This window comes from Okeania sp. SIO2C9, from assembly GCF_010672455.1.
Lineage (GTDB): Bacteria > Cyanobacteriota > Cyanobacteriia > Cyanobacteriales > Microcoleaceae > Okeania.
In genome coordinates, this window is sequence record NZ_JAAHGO010000012.1 from 762453 (window position 1) to 785357 (window position 22905).

Sequence of the window (22905 nt, forward strand, 5' to 3'; positions counted from 1 at the left end):
GGAATAGAACAGATTGTTTAGAGAAAATCATAGATTTATATAGATAATCGTAGGTTTCTAAGAACGGAAGAGTTGGGGAGGAGTCAGCTCCAAAGGTAAAAAAAAATGAGTTCAACCTCCCCAACTTTACAAAAAGGCGGTGGGTCTCATCGTCTCTGTCTGCAGAGGGTTAAGTGGTTGCACTCCCTATGTTTCGCTCCGCGACATGTAACGCGCAGCGTTGCGCCAGCAAAACAGAAAGCCCTATCCGTGAGGTTGGGAAACCTACATCATAATCTTTGATTTGATGTAGGAGAACTTCACTAATTAATTCGTAATTGTCAAAAGAATTTACAGATGACACAAACACAAATTCCTTTAGAAACCAAACCACAACCGGAAAAAGCACATCCGGAGGCATGGAAATGGTATCACTACTTCGGCTATAACATAGACCACAAGGTAATCGGCATTCAATATCTGGTTACCGCCTTCATCTTTTATCTCGTCGGTGGTCTCATGGCCATGGCTATGCGTGCGGAACTCTACACGCCAGATGCAGACTTTCTCGACCCAAATGTTTACAACTCCTTCCTGACAAATCACGGCACGATTATGATTTTCCTATGGATCGTGCCTGCTGCCATTGGAGGTTTTGGCAACTATCTGGTCCCCCTAATGGTGGGAGCTAGAGACATGGCATTTCCTAACCTCAATGCGATCGCCTTCTGGCTCAACCCAGTTGCTGGAGTATTCTTAATTGCTAGTTTGGCTTTTGGAGGGGCACAAAGCGGATGGACAGCTTATCCACCACTCAGCCTTATTACTAATAACATCGGACAAACTTTTTGGATTCTCTGCATCGTATTAGTGGGAACTTCCTCCATAATGGGTGCGCTAAACTTTATCGTCACCATCCTCAAAATGAAAGTTCCTAGTATGAAGTGGGAACAACTACCTCTATTCTGCTGGGCAATCTTAGCTACTTCCGTTTTGGCACTATGCTCAACTCCTGTCTTAGCAGCAGGTTTAGTACTTTTATTATTTGATATCAACTTTGGCACCGGCTTCTTTAAACCAGAGATGGGCGGTGATGTGGTCATCTACCAGCACTTATTCTGGTTCTATTCTCACCCTGCAGTTTATCTGATGATTCTGCCAATTTTTGGCATTCTTTCAGAGGTTATTCCCGTTCATGCACGCAAAGGCATATTTGGTTATAAAGCGATCGCCTACTCCAGTCTCGCTATTTGCGTAGTAGGTTTGTTTGTATGGGTACACCATATGTTCACCAGTGGAACTCCTCCTTGGATGCGGATGTTCTTCACCATCTCAACTCTAATTGTGGCAGTTCCCACCGGAGTCAAAATCTTTAGTTGGGTAGCCACTCTCTGGGGCGGAAAAATCCGCTATACAAGTGGGATGCTGTTTGCCATTGGTCTATTAGCAATGTTCGTTATGGGTGGACTAAGTGGTGTAACTATGGGAACAGCTCCCTTCGACGTTCATGTCCATGACAGTTATTATGTAGTAGCTCACTTCCATTACGTTTTATTTGGTGGTTCAGTATTTGGTCTATATGCAGGTATCTATCACTGGTTCCCCAAAATGACAGGTCGGATGTACAACGAAACCTGGGGTCGGGTTCACTTTGTCCTGACTTTAATTGGTACAAACCTCACTTTCTTACCCATGCACCAATTGGGTTTACAAGGAATGCCACGTCGTATTGCTATGTATGACCCTCAGTTTGAAGCTATTAACCACATCTGTACTTATGGATCAATTATTCTTGGCCTGTCTGTAATTCCATTCTTCATCAACATGGTTTGGAGTTGGATGTACGGACCAAAAGCTGATGGTAATCCTTGGGGCGGTTTATCCTTGGAGTGGACAACTAGCTCACCTCCTATAATCGAAAACTGGGAAGTGTTGCCAGTAGTTACTTATGGTCCTTATGATTTTGGCTCTAAGAAGACTCTTGGTATTCGAGAGCGCTTCAAGCTAATTTCACAAGGAAGTTCTAAAGTAAAGGAAACAGGGGTACCTGTATCTGAAGCTGAGTCTTCATCCTTTAACGATGATTCTCAGAATTAACTAGCTATCAGCTATCAGCTACGGAATTGAATATAAGTAGGTAGGTGAGAAAATTTACAACTATGTCATTGCGACGGTAACAGCGTGGAAGGAAGCAATCTCAAGGGTTTTGACGGCATAAACATTTTGTTACATAGTGACGTTTATTCACGCCTACCTACTTAAGGAAATATTATTTCTTTTCTCTTGGTCGATTAGATATGGCGAGGTCTCCTCGCCATCCCACCTCTAGTTGTGGTCATGTACAAGATATGCCATTAAATCTCAGAACTTTTGATTGCCCTGATTGTGGCATATCTATAGACCGCGTATGAGATGCAAGTATTAATTTAAGAAAGCGAGTGCTAATTGGCGAGGTTTCCTCAGAATGTAAGACGCACTCAAGACATGCGGTCGGCTTGACCGTTGATGCCTGTGGACGGAGTGCTGCCGACAGTTCCGGTGGAAGCAGGAAGTAAACATTAAAATATCACGCTATGTGACGTTTTATATCGGTTTTATGAAGCAGTTCATGGGCAATATCAAATCCGGATAATTACTATACCCAAGTCATTGCGACTGTAACGGAGTGGAAGGAAGCAATCTCCTCAACCCCTGAGATTGCTTCCTATCGTCGCAATGACGACTGTTCAACCGGATTTTATATAAGTCCTGAGATATAAACTTTCAGAAATTATTTTTGTTTATTTTAGGTACAAGAAATTATGCAAGGTTCAACAATTGAAACAACTAATAATTTAGTTGATACTTCCGTCCAATCTGCGTCAGCAGAGGCAGGCCATCACGAAGAACATCAGGATTTACGAGTTTTTGGATTAATCACATTTCTTGCTTCTGAATCTTTGATGTTTGGGGGACTATTTGCTGCTTATTTAATTTACCGAGCAAATGCCGGGGTTTGGCCTCCTGAAGAAACAGAGGTAGAGTTGTTACTGCCAACCATCAACACTATTATTCTGGTTTCTAGTAGTTTTGTGATTCACAAAGGCGATACTGCAATCAAAAAGAACGATCTCTCAGGAATGCGTCTATGGTATATAGTTACCGCCGCCATGGGTATTATCTTTTTAGGCGGTCAGGTTTATGAGTACATGACTCTAGGTTATGGCCTGACTACTAATGTGTTTTCCAATTGTTTTTATGTGATGACTGGTTTCCACGGTCTACACGTTTTTGTTGGCGTTCTACTTATTCTCGGTGTATTGTGGCGTTCTCGTCGTGCTGGTCATTACAATGGAGAAAAGCACGTTGGTATTGAGATGGCAGAAATATATTGGCACTTTGTTGATATTATCTGGATTGTTTTATTCACTTTGCTTTACATTTTGACTCAGATTTAAAGAAGCACCTCAGCGGTCAGCAATCAGCTATCGGCTTCTCTGGCGCGCCTTTTCAAATAAGCGTGGGGTACTTAAACCCTTGAAATTTTAGCGCTCCAGCTAAATGCTGTTTGCGGAACATTCCGGAACGGAAAAGCTAATAGCTAGTTAATGTCTACGCGAAGGAGTTTACTGTCGCTACACTTGCGTTGCATTTGAAAAATTATACACCATTTGTAGGGGTTAACGGCCGTTAACCCCTACTATATTTTGTGGTTATATAGAATCCGGGGTTATACAGTTTCTCTCAAGAATAATTCGACCTATTTTCCAAGTGTGTAAATAAATTATGAACTTTCCCAACATCAACAGAAAAACTATCACATTTTTTCTTTAAAAGTTTAGCTAAAGTAACACAACGGACGACTGTCATCTCCCCTGATTTTTCACTATCTATGCCTTCTTTCCCAACGTCTCTGAAGGCAACTCCCCAAACATGGTTTTGTAATCTCTAGTAAAATGACATGGACTGTAAAAGCCAAATTCACTGGCGAGGATAGCGATCGTACAACTTTCTGGATCGCTTGCCTTCAGGTGTCGTCGCACTGCATTGAGTCGTTGCACCTTGAGATAACGCATCGGACTCAAGCCAAATAAGTCCTGAAAACCATAAGATAAGGCACGACTGCTAGATCCTAAATTTTCAGCTAGTTGTTTTAAAGTCAAAGGTGTTTCCAAGTGTGCTAACATTTTTTGCTCTGCTTGGGCAATCAACTTTGCTCTTCGGGAAGGTTTGAGGAAAGACTTGGAATTTAACTTGATGGGAATGTGACTAATCAACAAAGGAACTAAATCATCAGTAATGAGTTTCTCAATATGAGGGTTTTGAAACCAAGTCGGTTGGTGTACTGCTAACCAAAATACTTGTTTCAGATAATCTTTAATTTCTTGAATCCCAGTTAGAGGTAAATTCACATGATTTTTTCTCCGGAAATTATCGTCTAGATCGTGGCGCTGTAGTTGGTCTGCATAAGTATGAAAAGTTTGAATAGGTATAGAAATTTGTGTCACCGTTCCACCTTGAGGAAATATTATGTCTGCTTCGATGTTATTCAAAGCAAAAACAGTCCTTTTAGGTTTTATAGGGTGACGGAAGGAGTAATATTCCTTTTCATTCTCAGACCAAACTATCGCAAAAGAGATGCATCCCTTTGTACCATCACCCGAAAATTGAATCCCTTGGTTCACCTGATTACATACGAAAAATATGTCACCAACCTGAATCGACAAAAACTCAGCTTGAACAGAACCGGGAGTGAGTTGTATTATTTCCTTATTTTTATAGTTAGAAAACTCTTTGAAATGCTCCACATATGTAAATGATTTGGAGATAATCTTCGGATTGCCTATCCCAGGATCATCTTGAGTCTGGGTAGTTTTACTATTTTTTATATTCATCAATCAACTTACTTTTACATCACTCCATCAAAAAAAAACAATCAAAGAAAATATAAGTAAAACTAATATCAACTTCAACTTAGTTATTTAATTTGTATAACTGAGAAAGTTTCAATTTTTGATTATCCACAGAGATAGACTACCACTAAACTAATCTTCAAGTCTTTGAATTACTCTGTTGTGCTACGGAGTGGGTATGAAATATCCTAATTAGATTTTCGATTAATAAATTCAAAGAAGTCCAATTCAGTCCAGGTGATAGGGTTCCGATGCAGCGATCGGGACTCTACAACCCCTCCCAAGGCCATCCAGATTGTGTTTTGGGAGGTGCTCAAAAGTGTTCAGGACTTACGCAGTGCCGCTATATATAGCTTATAAATTGGTAGTAACTCTGGATATACCCAATACATTTAGTGTAGCTGCCTAATTCCTGATGTTTCTAACCCCTTTTATGAGGTTTTATCGATGTTTTTCAACAGTATTTTTAACCAGATTTGCAGGATGTTTGCGGTGTTTGCGATCGCACTCTCCCTCTTCCTTAATACTGCCATTTCATCGGCAATAGCCCAAACTGCCGAACCAGAGACGTTCAACGTGTGGGTTGCCGGCGACGCACACATAACTACGGACAGCCTGTATGGCATTGAATCCCTGAAGCTGGCCTTACGACAGTCGGAAGGTTACTGGTCGCCCTTCTTTGTAGAAGAAGAGAAAGACGGGGTGTTTCTCCCGGTTCCCGCCATCAATTGGGACATCATGCTCAACCTTGGCGACTATAGTTCTTCGGGGTTCTTCCCCAACGATGAGGAGGGTCGCATGGTTGTAGACCAGTACAAGGCCTTGACAAAGCACTACCGTGAAGACGTTTATAGCGTCATCGGCAACCATGATGCCAACTATTACGACCAAGGCCCTGGTTCCTGGTTCAGCAAATGGATCGATCCCCTGGGTGAGAACACAGAATTTTCGGGTGTCAATCCTGAGCTGCGTCGCTTTCCAGTTACAGGAACTTGGGAACATTACAAGTTTGAAGCAGGTAATGTCCTGTTTCTGATGCTAGCTGACCGAAACGATGTGTCCAATCCAGTCGGTCGGGGCAACAGTGAAGACCATGAGTTTGGAGGATTCCCCTCTGGTGCTGTGACACGTGATACATTTAACTGGTGGAAGCAACAAATTGAAGATAACCCAGAAAAGATCATTATCACCGCGCACCATCACGCTCTCAAGGGCACAACCACGACATCAGGTTTCGATGACCCCAGTATTCACCCAGGCGATGGGATTGGAGGCTATCTGGCTTACATTATCGAGAACGAGAATCCAGAGGAATTCCAGTGTACGGTATACACTGACTCGCCTGGGCTTGAGGACCCCGACTACCCCTGTGAGGAAATCATCGGTCTCGGGCCTTTCGAGCAATATCTTGAGGATTATTATCAGGAGCACGGAGAACCCGCCATCGACCTGTGGCTGGGTGCTCATTCCCATAGCTATCCAGGAGAAGTTGTTAATGGCAAAGGGATGACTGCAAAACGTTGGGGTGTCACCTTCCTTCAGGTGGGGGGTCTGACTCATTACTATTCCGCAGGTGTGCCCTTGAGCCGATGGCTCGGCTTCACTGATGGCAGTCAGTCGTTGGATATCCGCATGTATATTCATCGGGCTCCTTATTACTCCTTCATTAATCCAGAGGTAGCGGAGGAGGAAGATATTCCTCTTCCCTATACCGATGTTCCCAAAGGAGCCATTAAGGAAAATGGCTGGTATGAGCAGCCGGAAACATACACGATCCAGTTGCGTCGTAAATTCGAGGCACCAGACCCAGATACCAGACCTGCAAAAACTTGAAGGTCTGATTTATAGAAAATCATAGATTTATATAGATAATCATAGGTTTATAAGAATGGCAAAGCCCGCCTCAACTGATGCAAGGAACTCACTAGCTGTTTTATACAGCCCAAATCTGAGGTTCTTGTTTGATCATTCCTAATAGCGAAGGAAGGAGTTAGGTGGGCAATACCCGTTCTAGGGATCTACCCAAGTACAAAGTTTTGTTTATGAGGTTTTATTGATTTGGAAAGGGATTGTGGGGGGTGCGATCGCAATCTCTCTCTTCCTCAGCACGACGATCCTGCGAGTCATGGCAGAAGAGGCCCCTTCTCGCCCCAACATCCTGTATTTCCAGGTTGACAACCTGGGGTTTGGCGAAATTGGTACCTACGGTGGTGGCATCCTGCGCGGCACTGCAACACCCCGTATCGATCAGTTTGCCACAGAAGGATTCAAGCTACTGAATTTTGCACCCGAGTCCCAATGCACGCCCTCGCGCTCGGCTATCATGACTGGTCGCTACTCCATTCGTTCTGGAACGCACACTGTTGCATTACCAGGATTGCCTAATGGAATCGTTGCCTGGGAAAAAACTATGGGCGACGTGCTGTCGGCAGCCGGATATAACAACTACATTGTAGGGAAGTGGCACATTGGTGACACACCAGGTCGGTTTCCCACAGATCACGGCTTCCTGCACTGGTATGGTATTCCCCGCAGCTATGACGAAAGTTTGTATTTTGAAGACCCCTTCTACGATCCCGAACGCGACCCCGGCTCTCATGTGGTAGAATCAGTCCAGGGAGGAGAGTTAACAGAACACGCTCTCCTGACTGTCGATGTCAAACGCAACCTGGATCTCGAATACATGACGCACGCCAAGAAATGGATGCAGGAAAGCAAGGATGCTGGTAAACCCTTCTTCATGTATTTCAACCACAGCCTGATGCACATGCCTATTGTTCCCCGAGAGGAGTTCAAAGGCGCGACAGGGTACGGCGACAACGCTGATAGTCTCATGGAGTTGGATAGCGATTTCGGTGAAATGCTCGACTATTTGGAGCAACTCGGCCTTGCCGATAATACAATCGTCGTGTTCGCAGGCGAAAACGGTCCGGAGGAAGCCATAGAGTGGCGTGGCAACCCGGGGTTCTTTGAAGGTTCTTACTTTGCTGGCAGCGAAGGGAATCTGCGTACCCCCTGCATCATTCGCTATCCAGGCAAAGTGCCGTCAAATCGTGAGAGTGATGAGATCGTTCATATCACCGATATGTTCACGACTTTAATTCGCTGGGCAGGGGCGGAAATCCCCGACGATCGGATAATTGATGGGCAAGATCAGCGAGATTTCTTCGAGGATAAGACAGAGGAGTCAGCCAGAGAGGGCTTCCCCTACTGGAACGGCCCCGACCTTTATGGTATCAAGTGGCATCACTATAAGGCTAAGTTCGTCGATCAGAAATACATGTTCGATCCGGCTTTGAAACTGCCAATTCCCAATCTGATCAATTTGAAAGAAGATCCCAAGGAACGCATCCCAAATAATCCTCGCTACTATTGGGCATCATATCACGTATTCAGCATATTGGGTGACTTCCAGGAAAGTGTGGAAAAGGAACCGTTGATTCCTGCAGGTGCTCCTCTGGACGCGACACCTGACGATTATTTGCCAGAATCATCGCCTCAACTGTCTCAAATCAATTTTCCTCCGTCTTAAAATAATAGCCTCCCAAGGGTTGTGATCCTCTCCCTTTGGGAGCTATCGATTACGCAAAAGTCCGTAGGATTTTTGCCAACAATGAGAATTCTCTGTTCAAAGCCATTCTGCACCTTGAACAGAGAATATTGTATTATCGAAATATCAAGCATTTTATGAAAACTTTTTGCTTAAAATCACTTATTATATTTTTCCTAACAATATCCCTTATTCTCCCTTTCTCCACACCAGCACAAGCATCTTCTACAAATAATAGTTGTCCAAGGGGAATGGTATTTATTCCTGGAGGCACTTTTAGAATGGGATCGGATTCTCATTATCCATCAGAAATTTCTGCTGAAGACGTCACTGTAGATAGTTTTTGCATTGATCGCCACGAAATCACCAACGCCGAATTCCGCAAATTTGTCAAGGCAACAGGCTATAAAACCATTGCCGAACGCCCCCTCTCAAAATCACAATTCCCCAATCTAACCGACAAGCAACGACAACCTGGTTCCCTCGTCTTTCAACCTCCCTCTGAAGGTATTCAACAAGTTGCTTACTTAAGCTGGTGGCATTGGACAGTGGGTGCTAATTGGCAACATCCCTACGGTCCTCATAGCAACATCAGAGGCAAAGATAATTATCCTGTGGTTCACATCGCTTATGAAGATGCTGTTGCTTATGCTAATTGGGCGGGTAAATCTCTCCCCACAGAAGCTCAATGGGAATATGCAGCGCGGGGTGGTCTTCAGGAACAAGAATTTACTTGGGGAAATCAATATTCTGCAAAGAAAGCCAACACTTGGCAAGGGATGTTTCCCTTTTTCAATACCAAAGAAGATAACTATTTAGGAACTGCACCAGTAGAATCTTTTCCTCCCAACGGTTACGGACTTTATGAAATGACCGGAAACGTTTGGGAACTGACATCAGACTGGTATCAAGTCGGACATTCTGGCAAAGACCATAGTGTAAACCCCCTCGGACCTGACAAAACCGCCAGTTTCGATCCCATCAAACCCCAGGAAGGAGCTTTGCACGTTATTAAAGGTGGTTCTTACCTCTGTGCTAAAAATTATTGTAGTCGTTATCGACCTGCTGCCAGAGAGTCTCAAGCTCCTGATACCGGAACAACTCATATTGGGTTTCGTTTAGTAGTTTCGTAGTGGACTGACACACCTTATTAGATGGGGGGATGAGGAGATGGGGAGATGGGGAGATGGGGGGATGGGGAGATGGGGGGATGGGTAAGAATCGTTACCCAAAACTTGCCCAACTTAACGAAACCTCAAGCAACAGTTCTAACAATGTGGAGCTTTAATATCATGTTCGGTAGAATAGTTATAATTAGGATCGTAGTTGGGCTTTAGCCCTAATAGTAAGTATTGTAAGGGCTAAAGCCCAACTACAAACAAAAATTTTATTATAAGTAATTATCCGCAATTCGTAGCTCCCCCGGAGGGGGAACATGATATAACCCATAGTTGTAGACTAACGACAGTTAGCGTATTTCTGTTTGACAGTTTGCTATTCCCTGTTCCCTATTCCCTGCCGCGTAGCGCTATAGTGAGAAAATATATAGATGTCTAATATTGAGAAATAGTCAGGATGCAAACTAAAGAAAAACTTATGCTACCAAAAATGGGCTGTGGTACATGGGCATGGGGCAACCGCCTCCTCTGGGGATATGATGAAAGTATGGATAATGAGTTGCAAAATGTCTTCAATCTTTGTGTTGCTAATGGTGTGACTTTATTTGATACAGGGGACTCCTACGGTACAGGTAAATTAAACGGACGTAGTGAAATGCTATTGGGACAGTTTTCCCAAGCATACACGGGGGCAAATCAAGAGAATATTTGCATTGCCACAAAACTTGCTGCTTATCCCTGGCGATGGGGTCGTCAAGCAATGATTTCTGCTGGGGAAGCATCGGCCCAACGCCTCGGAAAAAATGTCGATTTGGTACAGATGCACTGGTCTACAGCAAATTATCTACCCTGGCAGGAATGGGGGCTTTTAGATGGTTTGGCTGACTTATACGAACAAGGCAAGGTAAAAGGTGTGGGACTATCGAACTATGGGCCTAAACGGTTAATGAAAGTGTATGAAAGACTTCGTGATCGCCATATTCCTATAACTACTCTACAGGTTCAATATTCTCTATTATCAACCTATCCTGTTACAGAATTAGGAGTGAAAGAAATCTGTGATGAATTGGGAATTAAATTAATTGCATATAGTCCTTTAGCATTGGGAATATTAACAGGAAAATATTCAGAAAACGGCTCTCTTCCTCAAGGTATTCGAGGTTTTTTGTTTAAGCAAATATTATCAGGAGTTCGCCCCCTACTATCATGTTTAGAAGCAGTGGCAAAGTCAAGAAATAAAACGATGTCGCAAGTAGCAATTAACTGGTGTATTTGTAAAGGTACAATTCCTATTCCGGGGGCAAAAAATCTAGCACAGGCAGAACAAAATATTGGTGCATTGGGTTGGGAATTAGATTCTGGTGAAGTTACGGAATTAGATAATGCTGCGGCGAGAACAGATAAGAAAATGGTACAAAATATTTTTCAGACTAAGTGATATAGCAGAAGGAAGAAGGAAGAAGGAAGAAGGAAGAAGGCATCCCCCCTACCCCCCTTTGAAAGGGGGGAGTCAGAAGGAAAAGTTTTACGTTGTCTGAGTTTTAAACTTTTGAACTAGACATCTCCACCAAAAGAGGCAACAGCTCATCTGGCAACAGGGAGAAATAATTGATAATATCAAATCCGGTAGCATCGGTGTTATTCAGTATTTAAAGATAAGAGTAGGGGCGAATGGCATTCGCCCTATATTGTAGGGGCATTAGTAGCAGCTTTGCGATAGAAAAAATTTTGGGTTATAGCAATAGTCCTCTTGATTTATAATCTATAAATCTGTAATAATTAAAGTCTAGTTAGCGCAAGGTTAAGTTAAACGCTAATACCAATAACACTTGCTAATCTCGTTTTTATAACAGTTAATAACCACCCTAATATTGAGGTGGTTATTTGAGTTGTTCTACTCCTAAAGAATAATTGCGAATTTGCTTGATATTAATCCTTAACCCGATTTAATAAATTTTATAATTTGTACCAATAAACTAATAATCAAAACACTCAAAACCGAGTTTTTTTTCGATTTACCTGAAGAGGAGATTGACGTAAGGTTATTTGTTAAATTTGGAATCGGAACGCAACATTTCAGTATAAAAAAATTATCAAATAATTGAATGAATACTATCAACAACCTCTTCAATAAAGTCAACTGCATCGCCCACCATAATTTCGTCAATTCCCCATCTATTGCCTAAACTTAAAGTAGGGTCTATATCCGCCTCGTGAGCAATCTTATTTCGACGGTCAATAATAATTTTTAATTCTTGCTTAATATCCTTATCTGTTCTACCCATAATATTTCCAACTTCTTGCCACAATTTTTTATCTGAAATTAGCCTAATTGCATCTGCTATACTATCTGGTTGTTGAAAACTTTTATAACTATTTCGCTGTCGAATTTAATCTTCTAAATAAGATGCAAAATTTGGAGGATTTTTTAACCCCTCCCTTGCAGTACCTAAAGAAATTTGGGCATTGCTGAATTGAAGTATGAATGCGCGATTGTTTGGTTCTCGCCTTCGCCCCCGCGCATCCCCCACGCATTGGGGGACTTTTAGAGTTTTATTCCCCCCTTGCATTGGGGGGTTAGGGGGGCTTGCATCATACCCAGAATCAGCAACGTCGAAATTTGAAAACGAGAAAATGCAGGGGGTTCAGAACGCAAACCTTGATATATTTCTAGCATTCCTAGTTTAACAACTTCATGTATATAATAGTCTAAGGCACTTACAGCTAGAACCAAGGCAGCTCTTAATATATCAGAAAGATCGAGAGCTGGGGTAGACTGCGCTTTAACAGAGTTATGAACAGCTATCAAATCTCTAACACGATTAATACTGATATGAAACTGGTCAAGCGCAGACTGCATTTGAGGTTAAATTAATGATTCGATCAGCTAGGGTTGAAAAACGATCTCTGAAAGTATCTTGTGCTTTTAAGGTATTTTCTAACACTTGCCCACCTTGTCTAATTTGCTCTTTTGTCAATGCAAAAACAGGTGTTTTACAGTTCTGAGATATGGCAATAAGACTGCTAAAATCAGACATTTTTATCAAACAATAGTCATTCATATCTTGAGAAGAGTAAACTTTATTAGGTAATAACATATTTTGCTCTTTTAATGATGGAACTAATATGATGTCCGGTTGAATAGTTATAAATAAAAATGGAGGAGTAATGAGTTATGAGTAATGAGTTATGAGTAATGAGTTATGAGGAGGGAATTTTAAGCTATAAATGAAGAGAAAGTTTTTTGATCACGCTCTTATCCGGACATGATATAATTTATGAGTAATGAGTTATGAGTAATGAGTTATGAGTAATGAGTAATGAGTTATGAGGAGGGAATTTTAAGCTATAAATGAAGAGAAAGTTTTTTGATCACGCTCTTATCCGGACATGATATAATTCATCTGAAACAGCTTTTTGAATTCTATCTATCCATTCCTGAAAACTATCAGAAGGTTTTTGATTTATAATTTGATAGTTTTGGATAATTGTTCCTAGAAAAAGAGGTGTTACTTTCGGAAAAGGATAAGTAGCTTCTTTCAAAACTTTTAAGTCACTAGCTTTTTCTGCCCAAATATGCCATTTTGGCATTATTCTAGCTAGTGAATCAATTGCCATTATGGAAAAAAAGTCAGGAACAGTAGGCACAATAAAAAAATCGCTAGTCATCAGTAAGTTCTGATTTACTGAACTTAAGCTAGGATTCATATCAATTAAAATATAGTCGGCAGAAAATTTTTCTGCTGTTTTTTTCAATAGATAAGAAATTGAACCGGGAAGGTTTTGAAGAGTTTGAATAGAACCACTTAATTCTTGAGCTATTCCTAGAGTTACCTCATATTCTGCTAATCCCACATGACCGGGTAACAGAAACAAACCATCTTGTCATTCAATGGGAATACAATCAACTGCTTCTACTAATCTTGGCTGAGACTCGAATGCAGGTGCTAAAGCAGATTTAATATCTTGTTTTTTACTGTAAATTTCTTCTAATTCTTGTTTACTAGAAAACCCCAATACCATACCGGTTAAATCGCATTGTGGATCTGTATCTACTAGAATTACTCTTTTTCCCTTTGATGCTAACATCCAACCCAAATTAAATGTTGTTGTTGTTTTACTAACCCCACCTTTATGGTTGAAAAGTGCAATTTTCTGAACCATTTTTCTCAACCTAACCTGACACAATAAACTGTAAAATCTTCACCAATAAACTAATAACTAAAAAACCCAAAGTAGCAATAACAATAACAAATAAAATTAAACCGCCCAACAGCAAAAAAACAAACCCGCGATCGGCACTTTTACTAACTTTAGGAGACTCTAAATGAGCCTCCAAAATATCCATATTTTTAGAATTTGCCTTCCAAGCAACATCAAATAAATCTCCAAAAACAGGTACAATTCCTGCCAAAGAATCAAATACAATATTAGACGCCATTCGCATCAGAGTTTCCCTGGGCAAACCCATCATTGCTGCTGAAAATACAATATAAACAGAAATAAGTCCTCCTAAAAAATCACCACCCCCAGGAATCAATCCTAGAAGTGGGTCAATACCAACGCCATAAGAAGTACCAGGAACACAAATAGCATTATCCAGTAAATCGCTAATTTTACGCAGTTGTCTGACCTTAGCTGCTTGAGAGCGATCGCCAGAGGTAGTGGGAGATGGTTTTGCCATTGGAAGTTATGTGAGTAAAATTCAATAAATGTGTAAGTTCAGTAGGGTTTCAGCAATTAACAATTAACAATTAACAATTAATAATTACCTCTTTTTAAAACGGATAGGATTGATTAAAAGGATTTTTTTTAATTCTCTTGGTCGATTGGATATGGCGAGGAAACCTCGCCATCCCTCGACCGCTTTATCCCCTTAAAAGGGTCGGCTTCAAGGCGTTAATTGTTGAATGAATAATTATTAACTATCAACTCTTAATTATTAATTATTCATTATTAATTATTCATTATTCGGTCACATCACTCACACCCTACTGAACTTACACTTTATGCTTAAAGACTACAGCGTTGCTGATTTGAGGTGATCATGTTCGGATTCAGAGGGGGAGCATACTCCTCATTTATCTTCTTTCGGCGTTGCTGATTCTGGGTATGATGCAAGCCCCCCTAACCACCCAATTTGGGGGGGAATAAAACTCTAAAATTCCCCCAATGCGCGGGGGATGCGCGGGGGCGAAGGCGAGAACCAAACAATCGCGCATTCATACTTCAATTCAGCAACACCCTTCTTTCTTCCCTCCTGACTCCTGACTCCTGACGCCTGACTCCTGACTACTTACTTTTTAGTTTCAGTAAAGTCAGCATCAATTACATCATCTCCACTAGCAGAGCTTGAGGAAGATTCAGCAGAACCATCACCATTAGGAGGAGGAGTTGCTCCATCAGGAGAACCTTGTTGATAAATATTGCTGCTAACAGTGTAGAGAGCTTGTTGCAACTCAGTAGTCAGAGACTGAATACGTTCGTCATCTTCTTGAGAAACAGCATCACGCAAATCTTTAATCAACCCTTCAATCTTAGTTTTATCAGCTTCAGGAACTTTATCTCCCAACTCCTGAATTTGCTTCTCAGCTTGATATGCTAAAGAGTCTGCTTGGTTTTTGCGGTCAATTTTTTCACGACGCTCTTGGTCAGCAGCAGCATTAGCTTCTGCTTCTTTCACCATCCGATCTACTTCAGAATCTGGTAAAGTAGAAGCACCTGTAATACTGATAGACTGCTCCTTACCAGTACCTTTATCCTTCGCAGCTACATTCAGAATACCATTAGCATCAATATCGAAGGTAACTTCAATTTGAGGTACACCACGAGGTGCTGCGGGGATACCATCTAGGCGGAAAGTTCCTAAACTCTTGTTGTCATTAGACATTTCCCGCTCGCCCTGTAGTACATGAATTTCTACATTTGTCTGACCGTCTACAGCAGTTGAGAACACTTCTGACTTTTTCGTAGGGATAGTAGTGTTACGAGGAATAATTTTGGTCATTACGCCACCCAAAGTTTCTACACCTAGAGATAGAGGAGTAACGTCTAACAACAGAATGTCTTTAACTTCACCTGCTAATACACCTGCTTGAATTGCAGCACCAACAGCTACCACTTCATCAGGGTTAACACTTTGGTTTGGATCTTTACCGAGAACTTTCTTGACAATATCATGGACTGCGGGAATCCGAGTAGATCCACCAACTAATACCACTTCATCAATGGCGCTTTTATCTAACTTAGCATCTCTAATGGCGTTTTCTACAGGAATGCGACAGCGGTCAATCAGGTCAGCACAGAGTTCTTCAAATTTACCTCTAGTTAAGGTGGTATCTAAGTGCTTAGGTCCATCTTGGGTAGCGGTAATAAATGGCAGGTTAATCTCTGTCTGAGTAACACTAGAAAGTTCAATCTTAGCTTTTTCTGCTGCTTCTGTTAAACGTTGCAGTGCTTGCTTATCTTTCCGTAGGTCTATTCCTTCTGCTTTTTCAAATTCCTTAGCGAGGAAATCAACAATTTTCTTATCAAAGTCGTCACCACCAAGGTGTGTATCGCCGGAAGTAGCTAATACTTCAAATACACCATCACCTACTTCTAGGATGGAAACGTCAAATGTACCACCACCAAGGTCAAATACTAAGATAGTTTCGTTACTTTTCTTATCTAACCCATAAGCTAAAGAAGCTGCTGTCGGTTCGTTGATGATCCGCAATACTTCTACACCAGCGATTCTACCTGCATCTTTGGTTGCCTGTCTTTGGGAGTCGTTGAAATAAGCTGGTACGGTAATTACTGCTTGTGTTACTGTTTCGTTAAGATATTTACTAGCATCATCAACCAGTTTACGCAGAACCTGGGCTGAAATTTCTTCGGGGGCAAATTGTTTTTCTAATGCTGGGCAATCTAATTTAACGTTACCATTAACATTGAGAACTTTATAAGAAACTTCAGTAGTTTCATTGGTTACTTCATCAAATCTACGCCCAATGAACCTCTTTACTGAGTAAAAGGTGTTTTGGGTGTTCATCACAGCTTGACGTTTGGCGATTTGCCCTACGAGTTGCTCTCCTTTTTTACCGTAGGCAACTACAGAAGGGGTTGTACGGAAACCTTCTGCATTAGCAATTACTGTGGGTTTACCACCTTCCATAACTGCAACACAGGAGTTTGTTGTACCTAAGTCAATTCCGACTACTTTTGCCATAAGAGTTTTTTTGCTCCAAATTACTACAAAATTTTTTACTTTTTGTCAACCTTAGTTTTTGTTTTTTTCGGTTGACTTAAGGACTAATATTTAAGCCTTCTGGATTTAGTCCAGGGCTTGTCCATTTTTTATACAGTCTTTAAGATTAAGTTACTTATATCTATACTGCGATTATTTAGACAATTCCATGAAGGCGTGTTTACCGAACATCAGGGAATATTGGACTTTGAGGAACTTTTATAATTTTGCTCCTTTACTCTTTACTAATTTACGCTCCTTGAGGGCTTTGTTGCCATTGTGGCAAACCGTAAGTTATGTGTTGTGTTTGCCGTCTAGCGATCGCCTCTTCAATAGTTCAATAAAAAAAAGAAGGCTACAAAACGGAAACCTGTTCAACAATTAATAATTAACAATTAATAATTAATAATTAGGACTTGCTAGTTAAATCTAAAAGTATTTACAGATAAAGGTTTTAGTCTTTTTAAGTATCAAAATCTGTGAGGTTTTAGGTGGTAATGGTTCAATTAGGAGCGGATTTTAGTCAAGAGTTGAGCAGAAAAATCATTCTTACAATTCTTACTTCTACCTCCTCACTCATCCCCATTTCTCCTATCTCCTGTCTTCTCCTCCACGGTCGGGGGAGGGGCGAGGGGTGGGTTGTCTCCTGTCTCCTGTCTTCTATCCCTACTAAAAGACTTTTGAGCACAAACCCTCATTACTTCTCCTTGAAAAGAACTGGAGTTTAGACTACGAAAAAATTTCCCAAGATTGTTTTGGGTGAAAAAAGAAGGCAAATTAACCCAAAAATTGAGTCTATATTTTTATAATTTTTGGCTTTTTTGGGGGAAATTTTTCGTTTTTTTACTACAGGATAACAGGTTCTTTTACTTCTTAATTTTACCTAATTATTAATTATTAATTATTAATTATTAATTATTAATTATTAAATAATTCTGGTAAAAATCCTCCCCTTGATCGGGGAAAAAAAAGAAATAATATCTCCTTATATTCAATCAAGAAAGGTTTTAACCAGAGGTAATTATCCATTATCCATTATCCATTAATTAACTGTTTTCCCACCAGTGGATTTTCCACGGGATTTAGGAGTTTTAGCAGGAGTTCCTATCTCGACCAACAGTCCGAACATTAATTGTGAGACCCTTTTTCAATTTTCTCCCTGTTTCTGAAATTTGATTTATTAATATTTGTTAACCATCAACTTTGCTAGTATTCAGTAGTGATTGCACATGAGATTATACCAAATTGAAAAAAGAATGTTACAAATAAACTGGCTAGTAAATAACTAATAATCCACCTAACACCTAACACCTAACACCTATTATTTTGGGTTTAATACTCCACCGTCTACAGGGTGTTAACAATTGGTTGAGGTTATAAGACACGGAGTGGTCAGTCCTTGACTTATCCCGATCCATTTTTTCTTCCTTCTTCCTTCTTCCTTCTTCCTTCTTCCTTCTTTCTTCTTCCTTCTTCCTTCTTCAATACAGTTTAATATTTAATCACAGTTGCTCCCCAAGAAAACCCAGCAGCGCTACTGGCTAAAACTACTAAATTACCAGGTTTTATTTTCTCTAATTCTATAGTTTTAGCTAAACCAAATAAAGTATCTGCTGCTCCCAAATGACCGCTTTCTTTTAAAGAAATAAATGTATTTTTTTCGGTTAATTTCAGAGATTCAAAAATTGATGATAATAAGCTTTTTTTAATTTGATTAGTAAATAAAAAATCTATTTCTTCTATGGAAAAACCACTTTTTTGTAATGCAGTCATTATGACTTTTTTATAATTTTTTAAATAAATTTCCGATAAAATTTCGTCTAATTTTTCACGGTCTTCTACTTTGACATAATTAAGTTTTAAGTCTATATTTTCACCTTTTACAGGTAACTTAGTACCGCCCAAAGGTACTCGAATAAAATCAGCTAATTTCCCATCAGTCATGCCATGATAGGAGAGAATTCTGTTACTAGACTCTCCTTTTTTTAACAGCGCTGCAGCGGCACCGTCGGCGTAAAAAAGTAGGGAGTTTGTATTTTTATCCGAGTAATTAAGCAACTGGGATAATTTATCGCTACAAACAACTAAAGCATAATTTAAGCTCGAATCTGCCAACAACATATTCCGGCAAATATGAATGCCTAAATTGCCACTGTTGCAAAAATTTCTAACTTCAAAAGCATGAGCATTTTCAGCACCAATAGCAGCTTGAATTTTGGCTGCGGGAGACCAAAATCTGTAATCGTAATCTCCCCCACCACAATAAACAATTAAATCTATTTTTTCTGGTTGAATTTGAGCTTTCTCGATCGCCGATATTGCTGCTTTAATTCCCATATCGCTAGGATGCTCGTCTTCAGCAGCAATTGGTTTTTTTTCCATGCCTAATTTTTCTGTCAAAACCCACAGGGGAATATCTGCTAGTTTAGCGATCGCTTCGCTAGTCATAACTCCTGAAGGAATATAATAACCAATTGTTGCAATACCAACCGTTTCATTATTTTTTTCGTTTTCAATCATACAGTTTCTATTCTTTAGTCAAATATTTCACAATTATAGAGGGAGTAGGGAGTAGGGAGTAGGGAGTAGGGGAAAATAATTGATAGTTTCTGTGCGATAATTGAATAGAGGGAGTAGGGAGTAGGGAGTAGGGAGTAGGGGGAAATAATTGATAGTTTCTGTGTGATAATTGATTTGATTTTTTATTATTGGAGATGTCTATTAGACATCTCCTTTAAAGCCTTTTAATCACGCTTATTATTCGTAATATTCTTTTTTCAAAATGGTATTATAGTCCAATATGGTTCACAATAGTACCAAAACTCATAAGGTATGGAAGATGGAAGCATGATTGGTATCTCTTCAGATTACAGAACTGCAAAAAAATCCCTCTTCCCTCTTCCTTCTTCCTTCTTCCTTATTATAGAGGGAGTAGGGAGTAGGGAGTAGGGGGAAATAATTGATAGTTTCTGTGTGATAATTGATTTGATTTTTTATTATTGGAGATGTCTATTAGACATCTCCTTTAAAGCCTTTTAATCACGCTTATTATTCGTAATATTCTTTTTTCAAAATGGTATTATAGTCCAATATGGTTCACAATAGTACCAAAACTCATAAGGTATGGAAGATGGAAGCATGATTGGTATCTCTTCAGATTACAGAACTGCAAAAAAATCCCTCTTCCCTCTTCCTTCTTCCTTCTTCCTTATTATAGAGGGAGTAGGGAGTAGGGAGTAGGGGGAAATAATTGATAGTTTCTGTGTGATAATTGATTTGATTTTTTATTATTGGAGATGTCTATTAGACATCTCCTTTAAAGCCTTTTAATCACGCTTATTATTCGTAATATTCTTTTTTCAAAGTGGTATTATAGTCCAATATGGTTCACAATAGTACCAAAACTCATAAGGTATGGAAGATGGAAGCATGATTGGTATCTCTTCAGATTACAGAACTGCAAAAAAAATCCCTCTTCCTTCTTCCTTCTTCCTTCTTCCTTCTTCCTTCTTCATAAAAATTGATTAATTTGCTTACCGAAAAATTGTGGTTTAAAGCCTCCCCTTTTAAGGGGATAATAAGCGGTCGAGGGATGGCGAGGTCTCCTCGCCATATCCAATCGACCAAGAGAAGAAAAAATTTCATTATTAGTCAATCCTATCCTTGAAAAGAAGAGGTAATTATTAATTATTAATTATTCATTATTCATTATTAATTGTTGAATCATCCTCAGAATTTATAGAATTTATTTCTGTAGGAAGAGTTAAAGTCACAATGCTGAAAAGATTAAGACTGCGATAACCATCAGATATAATATCTGCATATTCTTTTGAATAAAATGGACCGTTATTATAAGCAAATCCTTCTCCTACTTGATATCTTGTTAATTCTGGTAGTGAAGTAGTCACTACTTGAATCTGCCGTTCGTTTTGTGGCGCTACTATTACATGATATCTAGCAGCATTTGACTCTTGACTAATGTATTCAGAAAGTAAGCCATCTAATTCTCCCATAATTAGCCTTTCTTTTTCAGAAACTTCTTCATCAATATTCACCAGAGCATTGATAATATCTTTTAATTCTGATACTTGCTTCTGTGGTGGAGAAGTTGTCAAATAATCATTTACATCCTGACGTAAACTTATCAAATTTACAGAACTATTTTCTGTTTGATTGTTTGTGAAATTTTCCCAGGAAAATGGATGTCCCAATGGTCAGCAAATGATTGAATAAACTCTTTTTCTCTGGGGTCAATTACTTCATCAATCATAGCTACCTGGCTTAAAATATTGATAATTTTTTTAGCTCCCGAAGGTTTTAAAAATGACTTGGCTAAATCTCCAGCTTCTTTTCTTTCAAAATTAAGAGTTTCTTTGATTAAAGTCCAGAAGCCTTTTTTTCTTTCTCCTGGTACCCATAATGACATTCCTACAAGAATATAGAAAAATGCCAAACCATTAAATAATATGTTGTCTATAAAACTTACATATTCTTTAGTGAAAAGAGAGTTAATTGCAAAAATAGTTCCAATAGTAAAAGAAAGTAGATTGCCAGTAACAGATTGACTTTCTGCAACTACACGCTCATGTTTTCTTTTCCAGATTGGATTCATTGTTAAGTAGACTTCTGCAAGAGAAAATCCTATGGATAAAAAAGCTAATACAGATATTACTTTCTGAAAAAATTCCATGATACTGCTCCAAAATGTAATAACAATTTAGAAATTTACAACCAGAGAATACATAACATACATATTACAATATGGTTGATATTTGCTTGTTCTATAGCTGCTATTAGGCTAGGCACAGACAAGTTATAGATAAAATTAATTTACCACAATTTCCAGAATCAATATAATATAATTAATTATCTTAAAAATTATCTGTAATTAACTATGACCGAAAAACTTTGGTCTCAAGTCTCGCTCTTTTAAGGGGATAAAAAGCGGTCGAGAGATGGCGAGGTTTCCTCGCCATCTCTAATCGACCAAGAGAAAGAGAATATTCGCCAAGGTCAAACCTCCTTATTATTGCAGAGGTACTGATAACTGATAACTGATAACTGATAACTGAAATGACTGTTCTATCTCCTGAATTAAAACAAAAATTAGCTACTCCACTCAAAATTGGTAATTTTGAAGTAAAAAGTCGCGTGCTTCAATCACCATTATCTGGTGTAACAGATTTAGTCTTTCGTCGTCTAGTACGTCGTCATGCTCCAGAGTCGATGATGTACACTGAAATGGTAAACGCCACAGGATTACATTATGTGAAAGAATTACCTCAAATAATGGAGGTTGATAATAATGAACGACCAATAAGTATTCAATTATTTGATTGTCGCCCAGATTTTTTGGCAGAAGCAGCAGAAATGGCTGTAAAAGAAGGAGCAGATACTGTTGATATTAATATGGGTTGTCCTGTTAATAAAATCACAAAAAATGGTGGGGGTTCTTCATTATTAAGACAGCCAGAATTAGCTGGAGAAATTGTTAGTAAAGTCGTAAAAGCTGTGCCTGTTCCTGTTACTGTAAAAACAAGAATTGGTTGGAGTAATAAAGAAATTAATATCCTTGAATTTGCTAAAAGAATGGAAGATGCTGGTGCACAAATGTTAACTTTACATGGTCGGACTCGTGCTCAAGGATATAATGGCCCGGCAAAATGGGAGTGGATTACAAAAGTAAAGGAAATACTTTCAATTCCAGTTATTGCTAATGGGGATATTTTTTCTGTGGATGCTGCAATACGTTGTTTGGAGGAAACTGGTGCTGATGGGGTAATGTGTTCCCGTGGTACTTTGGGTTATCCTTTTTTGGTGGGAGAAATTGATTATTTCTTGAAAAATGGAGCAGAAAAAGTAGCGCCTACTGCAGTAGAAAAACTCGAATGTGCTAAAGAACATTTACAAGCACTATGGGAATATAAAGGCGATCGCGGTATTCGTCAAGCTCGCAAACACATGACTTGGTATGCAAAGGGTTTTCCTGGAGCAGGGGAGTTGCGGGGTCAATTGGCAAAAGTGGAAACCGTGGAACAAGGTTGCGATTTGATTGACAAAGTAATTGAAAATTTGGTAGTCCTGCATAGTAATGGTAAATAGGCAGGACTTAGGCAGATTCAGCTTGAAAGCGCCATA

The 22905-nt window shown here is 39.6% G+C and carries 16 protein-coding genes and 1 pseudogene; 8 read left to right on the forward strand and 9 right to left on the reverse strand.

Features of this window, described 5'->3' with window-relative positions; genetic code table 11:
* Positions 1 to 336 precede the first annotated feature (336 nt).
* Together ctaD and F6K23_RS13560 are read left to right on the forward strand one after the other, a co-directional pair.
* Positions 337 to 2076, forward strand: a complete 1740-nt coding sequence (gene ctaD / locus F6K23_RS13555) for a cytochrome c oxidase subunit I (RefSeq protein WP_293155942.1) — start codon at positions 337 to 339, stop codon at positions 2074 to 2076.
* Between the two features lie 704 nt (positions 2077 to 2780).
* Entirely contained in the window at positions 2781 to 3416 is a 636-nt protein-coding gene (locus tag F6K23_RS13560) for a heme-copper oxidase subunit III (protein ID WP_293155944.1), read from the forward strand.
* Between the two features lie 432 nt (positions 3417 to 3848).
* Here F6K23_RS13560 and F6K23_RS13565 read toward each other — a convergent pair whose 3' ends face one another.
* Positions 3849 to 4853, reverse strand: a complete 1005-nt coding sequence (locus tag F6K23_RS13565; protein WP_293155947.1) for an AraC family transcriptional regulator — start codon at positions 4851 to 4853, stop codon at positions 3849 to 3851.
* A gap of 465 nt (positions 4854 to 5318) precedes the next feature.
* Here F6K23_RS13565 and F6K23_RS13570 point away from each other — a divergent pair, with 465 nt between their 5' ends.
* From F6K23_RS13570 to F6K23_RS13590, 5 genes are all read left to right on the forward strand, one after another.
* On the forward strand, positions 5319 to 6704 hold the full coding sequence (locus F6K23_RS13570) for a metallophosphoesterase (RefSeq protein ID WP_293155950.1): 1386 nt from the start codon (positions 5319 to 5321) through the stop codon (positions 6702 to 6704).
* 238 nt (positions 6705 to 6942) lie between these two features.
* Positions 6943 to 8403, forward strand: a complete 1461-nt coding sequence (locus F6K23_RS13575; protein ID WP_293155953.1) for a sulfatase-like hydrolase/transferase — start codon at positions 6943 to 6945, stop codon at positions 8401 to 8403.
* A gap of 269 nt (positions 8404 to 8672) precedes the next feature.
* The gene (locus F6K23_RS13580) at positions 8673 to 9554 is read left to right on the forward strand and encodes a formylglycine-generating enzyme family protein (protein ID WP_293155956.1); all 882 of its coding nucleotides are present in this window, start codon (positions 8673 to 8675) and stop codon (positions 9552 to 9554) included.
* Between the two features lie 29 nt (positions 9555 to 9583).
* Positions 9584 to 9709 carry a hypothetical protein gene (locus F6K23_RS13585; protein WP_293155959.1) on the forward strand — a complete coding sequence of 42 codons (126 nt, stop codon included), beginning with the start codon at positions 9584 to 9586 and terminating at the stop codon, positions 9707 to 9709.
* Between the two features lie 287 nt (positions 9710 to 9996).
* Positions 9997 to 10977 (forward strand): aldo/keto reductase, encoded by a 981-nt coding sequence (locus tag F6K23_RS13590; protein WP_293155962.1) that lies wholly within the window; start codon positions 9997 to 9999, stop codon positions 10975 to 10977.
* Positions 10978 to 11632: 655 nt separating this feature from the next.
* On the opposite strand, the gene F6K23_RS13595 is transcribed toward F6K23_RS13590, so the two are convergent.
* From F6K23_RS13595 to F6K23_RS13630, 8 genes and pseudogenes are all read right to left on the reverse strand, one after another.
* Complete coding sequence (locus F6K23_RS13595) at positions 11633 to 11848, reverse strand: HEPN domain-containing protein (protein ID WP_293155965.1); 216 nt, start codon at positions 11846 to 11848, stop codon at positions 11633 to 11635.
* 534 nt (positions 11849 to 12382) lie between these two features.
* Positions 12383 to 12637, reverse strand: coding sequence for a hypothetical protein (locus F6K23_RS13600; RefSeq protein ID WP_293155968.1), 255 nt, complete (start codon positions 12635 to 12637; stop codon positions 12383 to 12385).
* Positions 12638 to 12911: 274 nt separating this feature from the next.
* Positions 12912 to 13703, reverse strand: a pseudogene (locus F6K23_RS13605) (ParA family protein).
* 10 nt (positions 13704 to 13713) lie between these two features.
* Positions 13714 to 14223, reverse strand: coding sequence for a DUF4112 domain-containing protein (locus F6K23_RS13610; protein WP_293155971.1), 510 nt, complete (start codon positions 14221 to 14223; stop codon positions 13714 to 13716).
* A 612-nt stretch (positions 14224 to 14835) separates the two neighbouring features.
* Positions 14836 to 16749 carry a molecular chaperone DnaK gene (gene dnaK / locus F6K23_RS13615; protein ID WP_293155974.1) on the reverse strand — a complete coding sequence of 638 codons (1914 nt, stop codon included), beginning with the start codon at positions 16747 to 16749 and terminating at the stop codon, positions 14836 to 14838.
* Between the two features lie 1509 nt (positions 16750 to 18258).
* Positions 18259 to 19287, reverse strand: coding sequence for a 3-oxoacyl-[acyl-carrier-protein] synthase III C-terminal domain-containing protein (locus F6K23_RS13620; RefSeq protein ID WP_293155977.1), 1029 nt, complete (start codon positions 19285 to 19287; stop codon positions 18259 to 18261).
* Positions 19288 to 20468: 1181 nt separating this feature from the next.
* Positions 20469 to 20915: a hypothetical protein gene (locus F6K23_RS13625; RefSeq protein WP_293155980.1), complete on the reverse strand. Its 447-nt coding sequence runs from the start codon at positions 20913 to 20915 to the stop codon at positions 20469 to 20471.
* Positions 20916 to 20917: 2 nt separating this feature from the next.
* The gene (locus F6K23_RS13630; protein ID WP_293155983.1) at positions 20918 to 21457 is read right to left on the reverse strand and encodes a hypothetical protein; all 540 of its coding nucleotides are present in this window, start codon (positions 21455 to 21457) and stop codon (positions 20918 to 20920) included.
* A 383-nt stretch (positions 21458 to 21840) separates the two neighbouring features.
* Between F6K23_RS13630 and dusB the strand changes: the two genes are divergently transcribed.
* Positions 21841 to 22869, forward strand: coding sequence for a tRNA dihydrouridine synthase DusB (dusB, locus tag F6K23_RS13635; protein WP_293155986.1), 1029 nt, complete (start codon positions 21841 to 21843; stop codon positions 22867 to 22869).
* Positions 22870 to 22905 lie beyond the last annotated feature (36 nt).

Bases quoted from the DNA above. Each gene is read 5' to 3' on its own strand.
- ctaD (WP_293155942.1), top strand. From the start codon at position 337: ATGACACAAACACAAATTCCTTTAGAAACCAAACCACAACCGGAAAAA.
- F6K23_RS13565 (WP_293155947.1), bottom strand. From the start codon at position 4,853: ATGAATATAAAAAATAGTAAAACTACCCAGACTCAAGATGATCCTGGG.
- dnaK (WP_293155974.1), bottom strand. From the start codon at position 16,749: ATGGCAAAAGTAGTCGGAATTGACTTAGGTACAACAAACTCCTGTGTT.
- F6K23_RS13590 (WP_293155962.1), top strand. From the start codon at position 9,997: ATGCAAACTAAAGAAAAACTTATGCTACCAAAAATGGGCTGTGGTACA.
- F6K23_RS13580 (WP_293155956.1), top strand. From the start codon at position 8,673: ATGGTATTTATTCCTGGAGGCACTTTTAGAATGGGATCGGATTCTCAT.
- F6K23_RS13560 (WP_293155944.1), top strand. From the start codon at position 2,781: ATGCAAGGTTCAACAATTGAAACAACTAATAATTTAGTTGATACTTCC.
- F6K23_RS13630 (WP_293155983.1), bottom strand. From the start codon at position 21,457: ATGGAATTTTTTCAGAAAGTAATATCTGTATTAGCTTTTTTATCCATA.
- F6K23_RS13570 (WP_293155950.1), top strand. From the start codon at position 5,319: ATGTTTTTCAACAGTATTTTTAACCAGATTTGCAGGATGTTTGCGGTG.
- F6K23_RS13620 (WP_293155977.1), bottom strand. From the start codon at position 19,287: ATGATTGAAAACGAAAAAAATAATGAAACGGTTGGTATTGCAACAATT.
- F6K23_RS13610 (WP_293155971.1), bottom strand. From the start codon at position 14,223: ATGGCAAAACCATCTCCCACTACCTCTGGCGATCGCTCTCAAGCAGCT.
- dusB (WP_293155986.1), top strand. From the start codon at position 21,841: ATGACTGTTCTATCTCCTGAATTAAAACAAAAATTAGCTACTCCACTC.
- F6K23_RS13600 (WP_293155968.1), bottom strand. From the start codon at position 12,637: ATGTTATTACCTAATAAAGTTTACTCTTCTCAAGATATGAATGACTAT.
- F6K23_RS13585 (WP_293155959.1), top strand. From the start codon at position 9,584: ATGAGGAGATGGGGAGATGGGGAGATGGGGGGATGGGGAGATGGGGGG.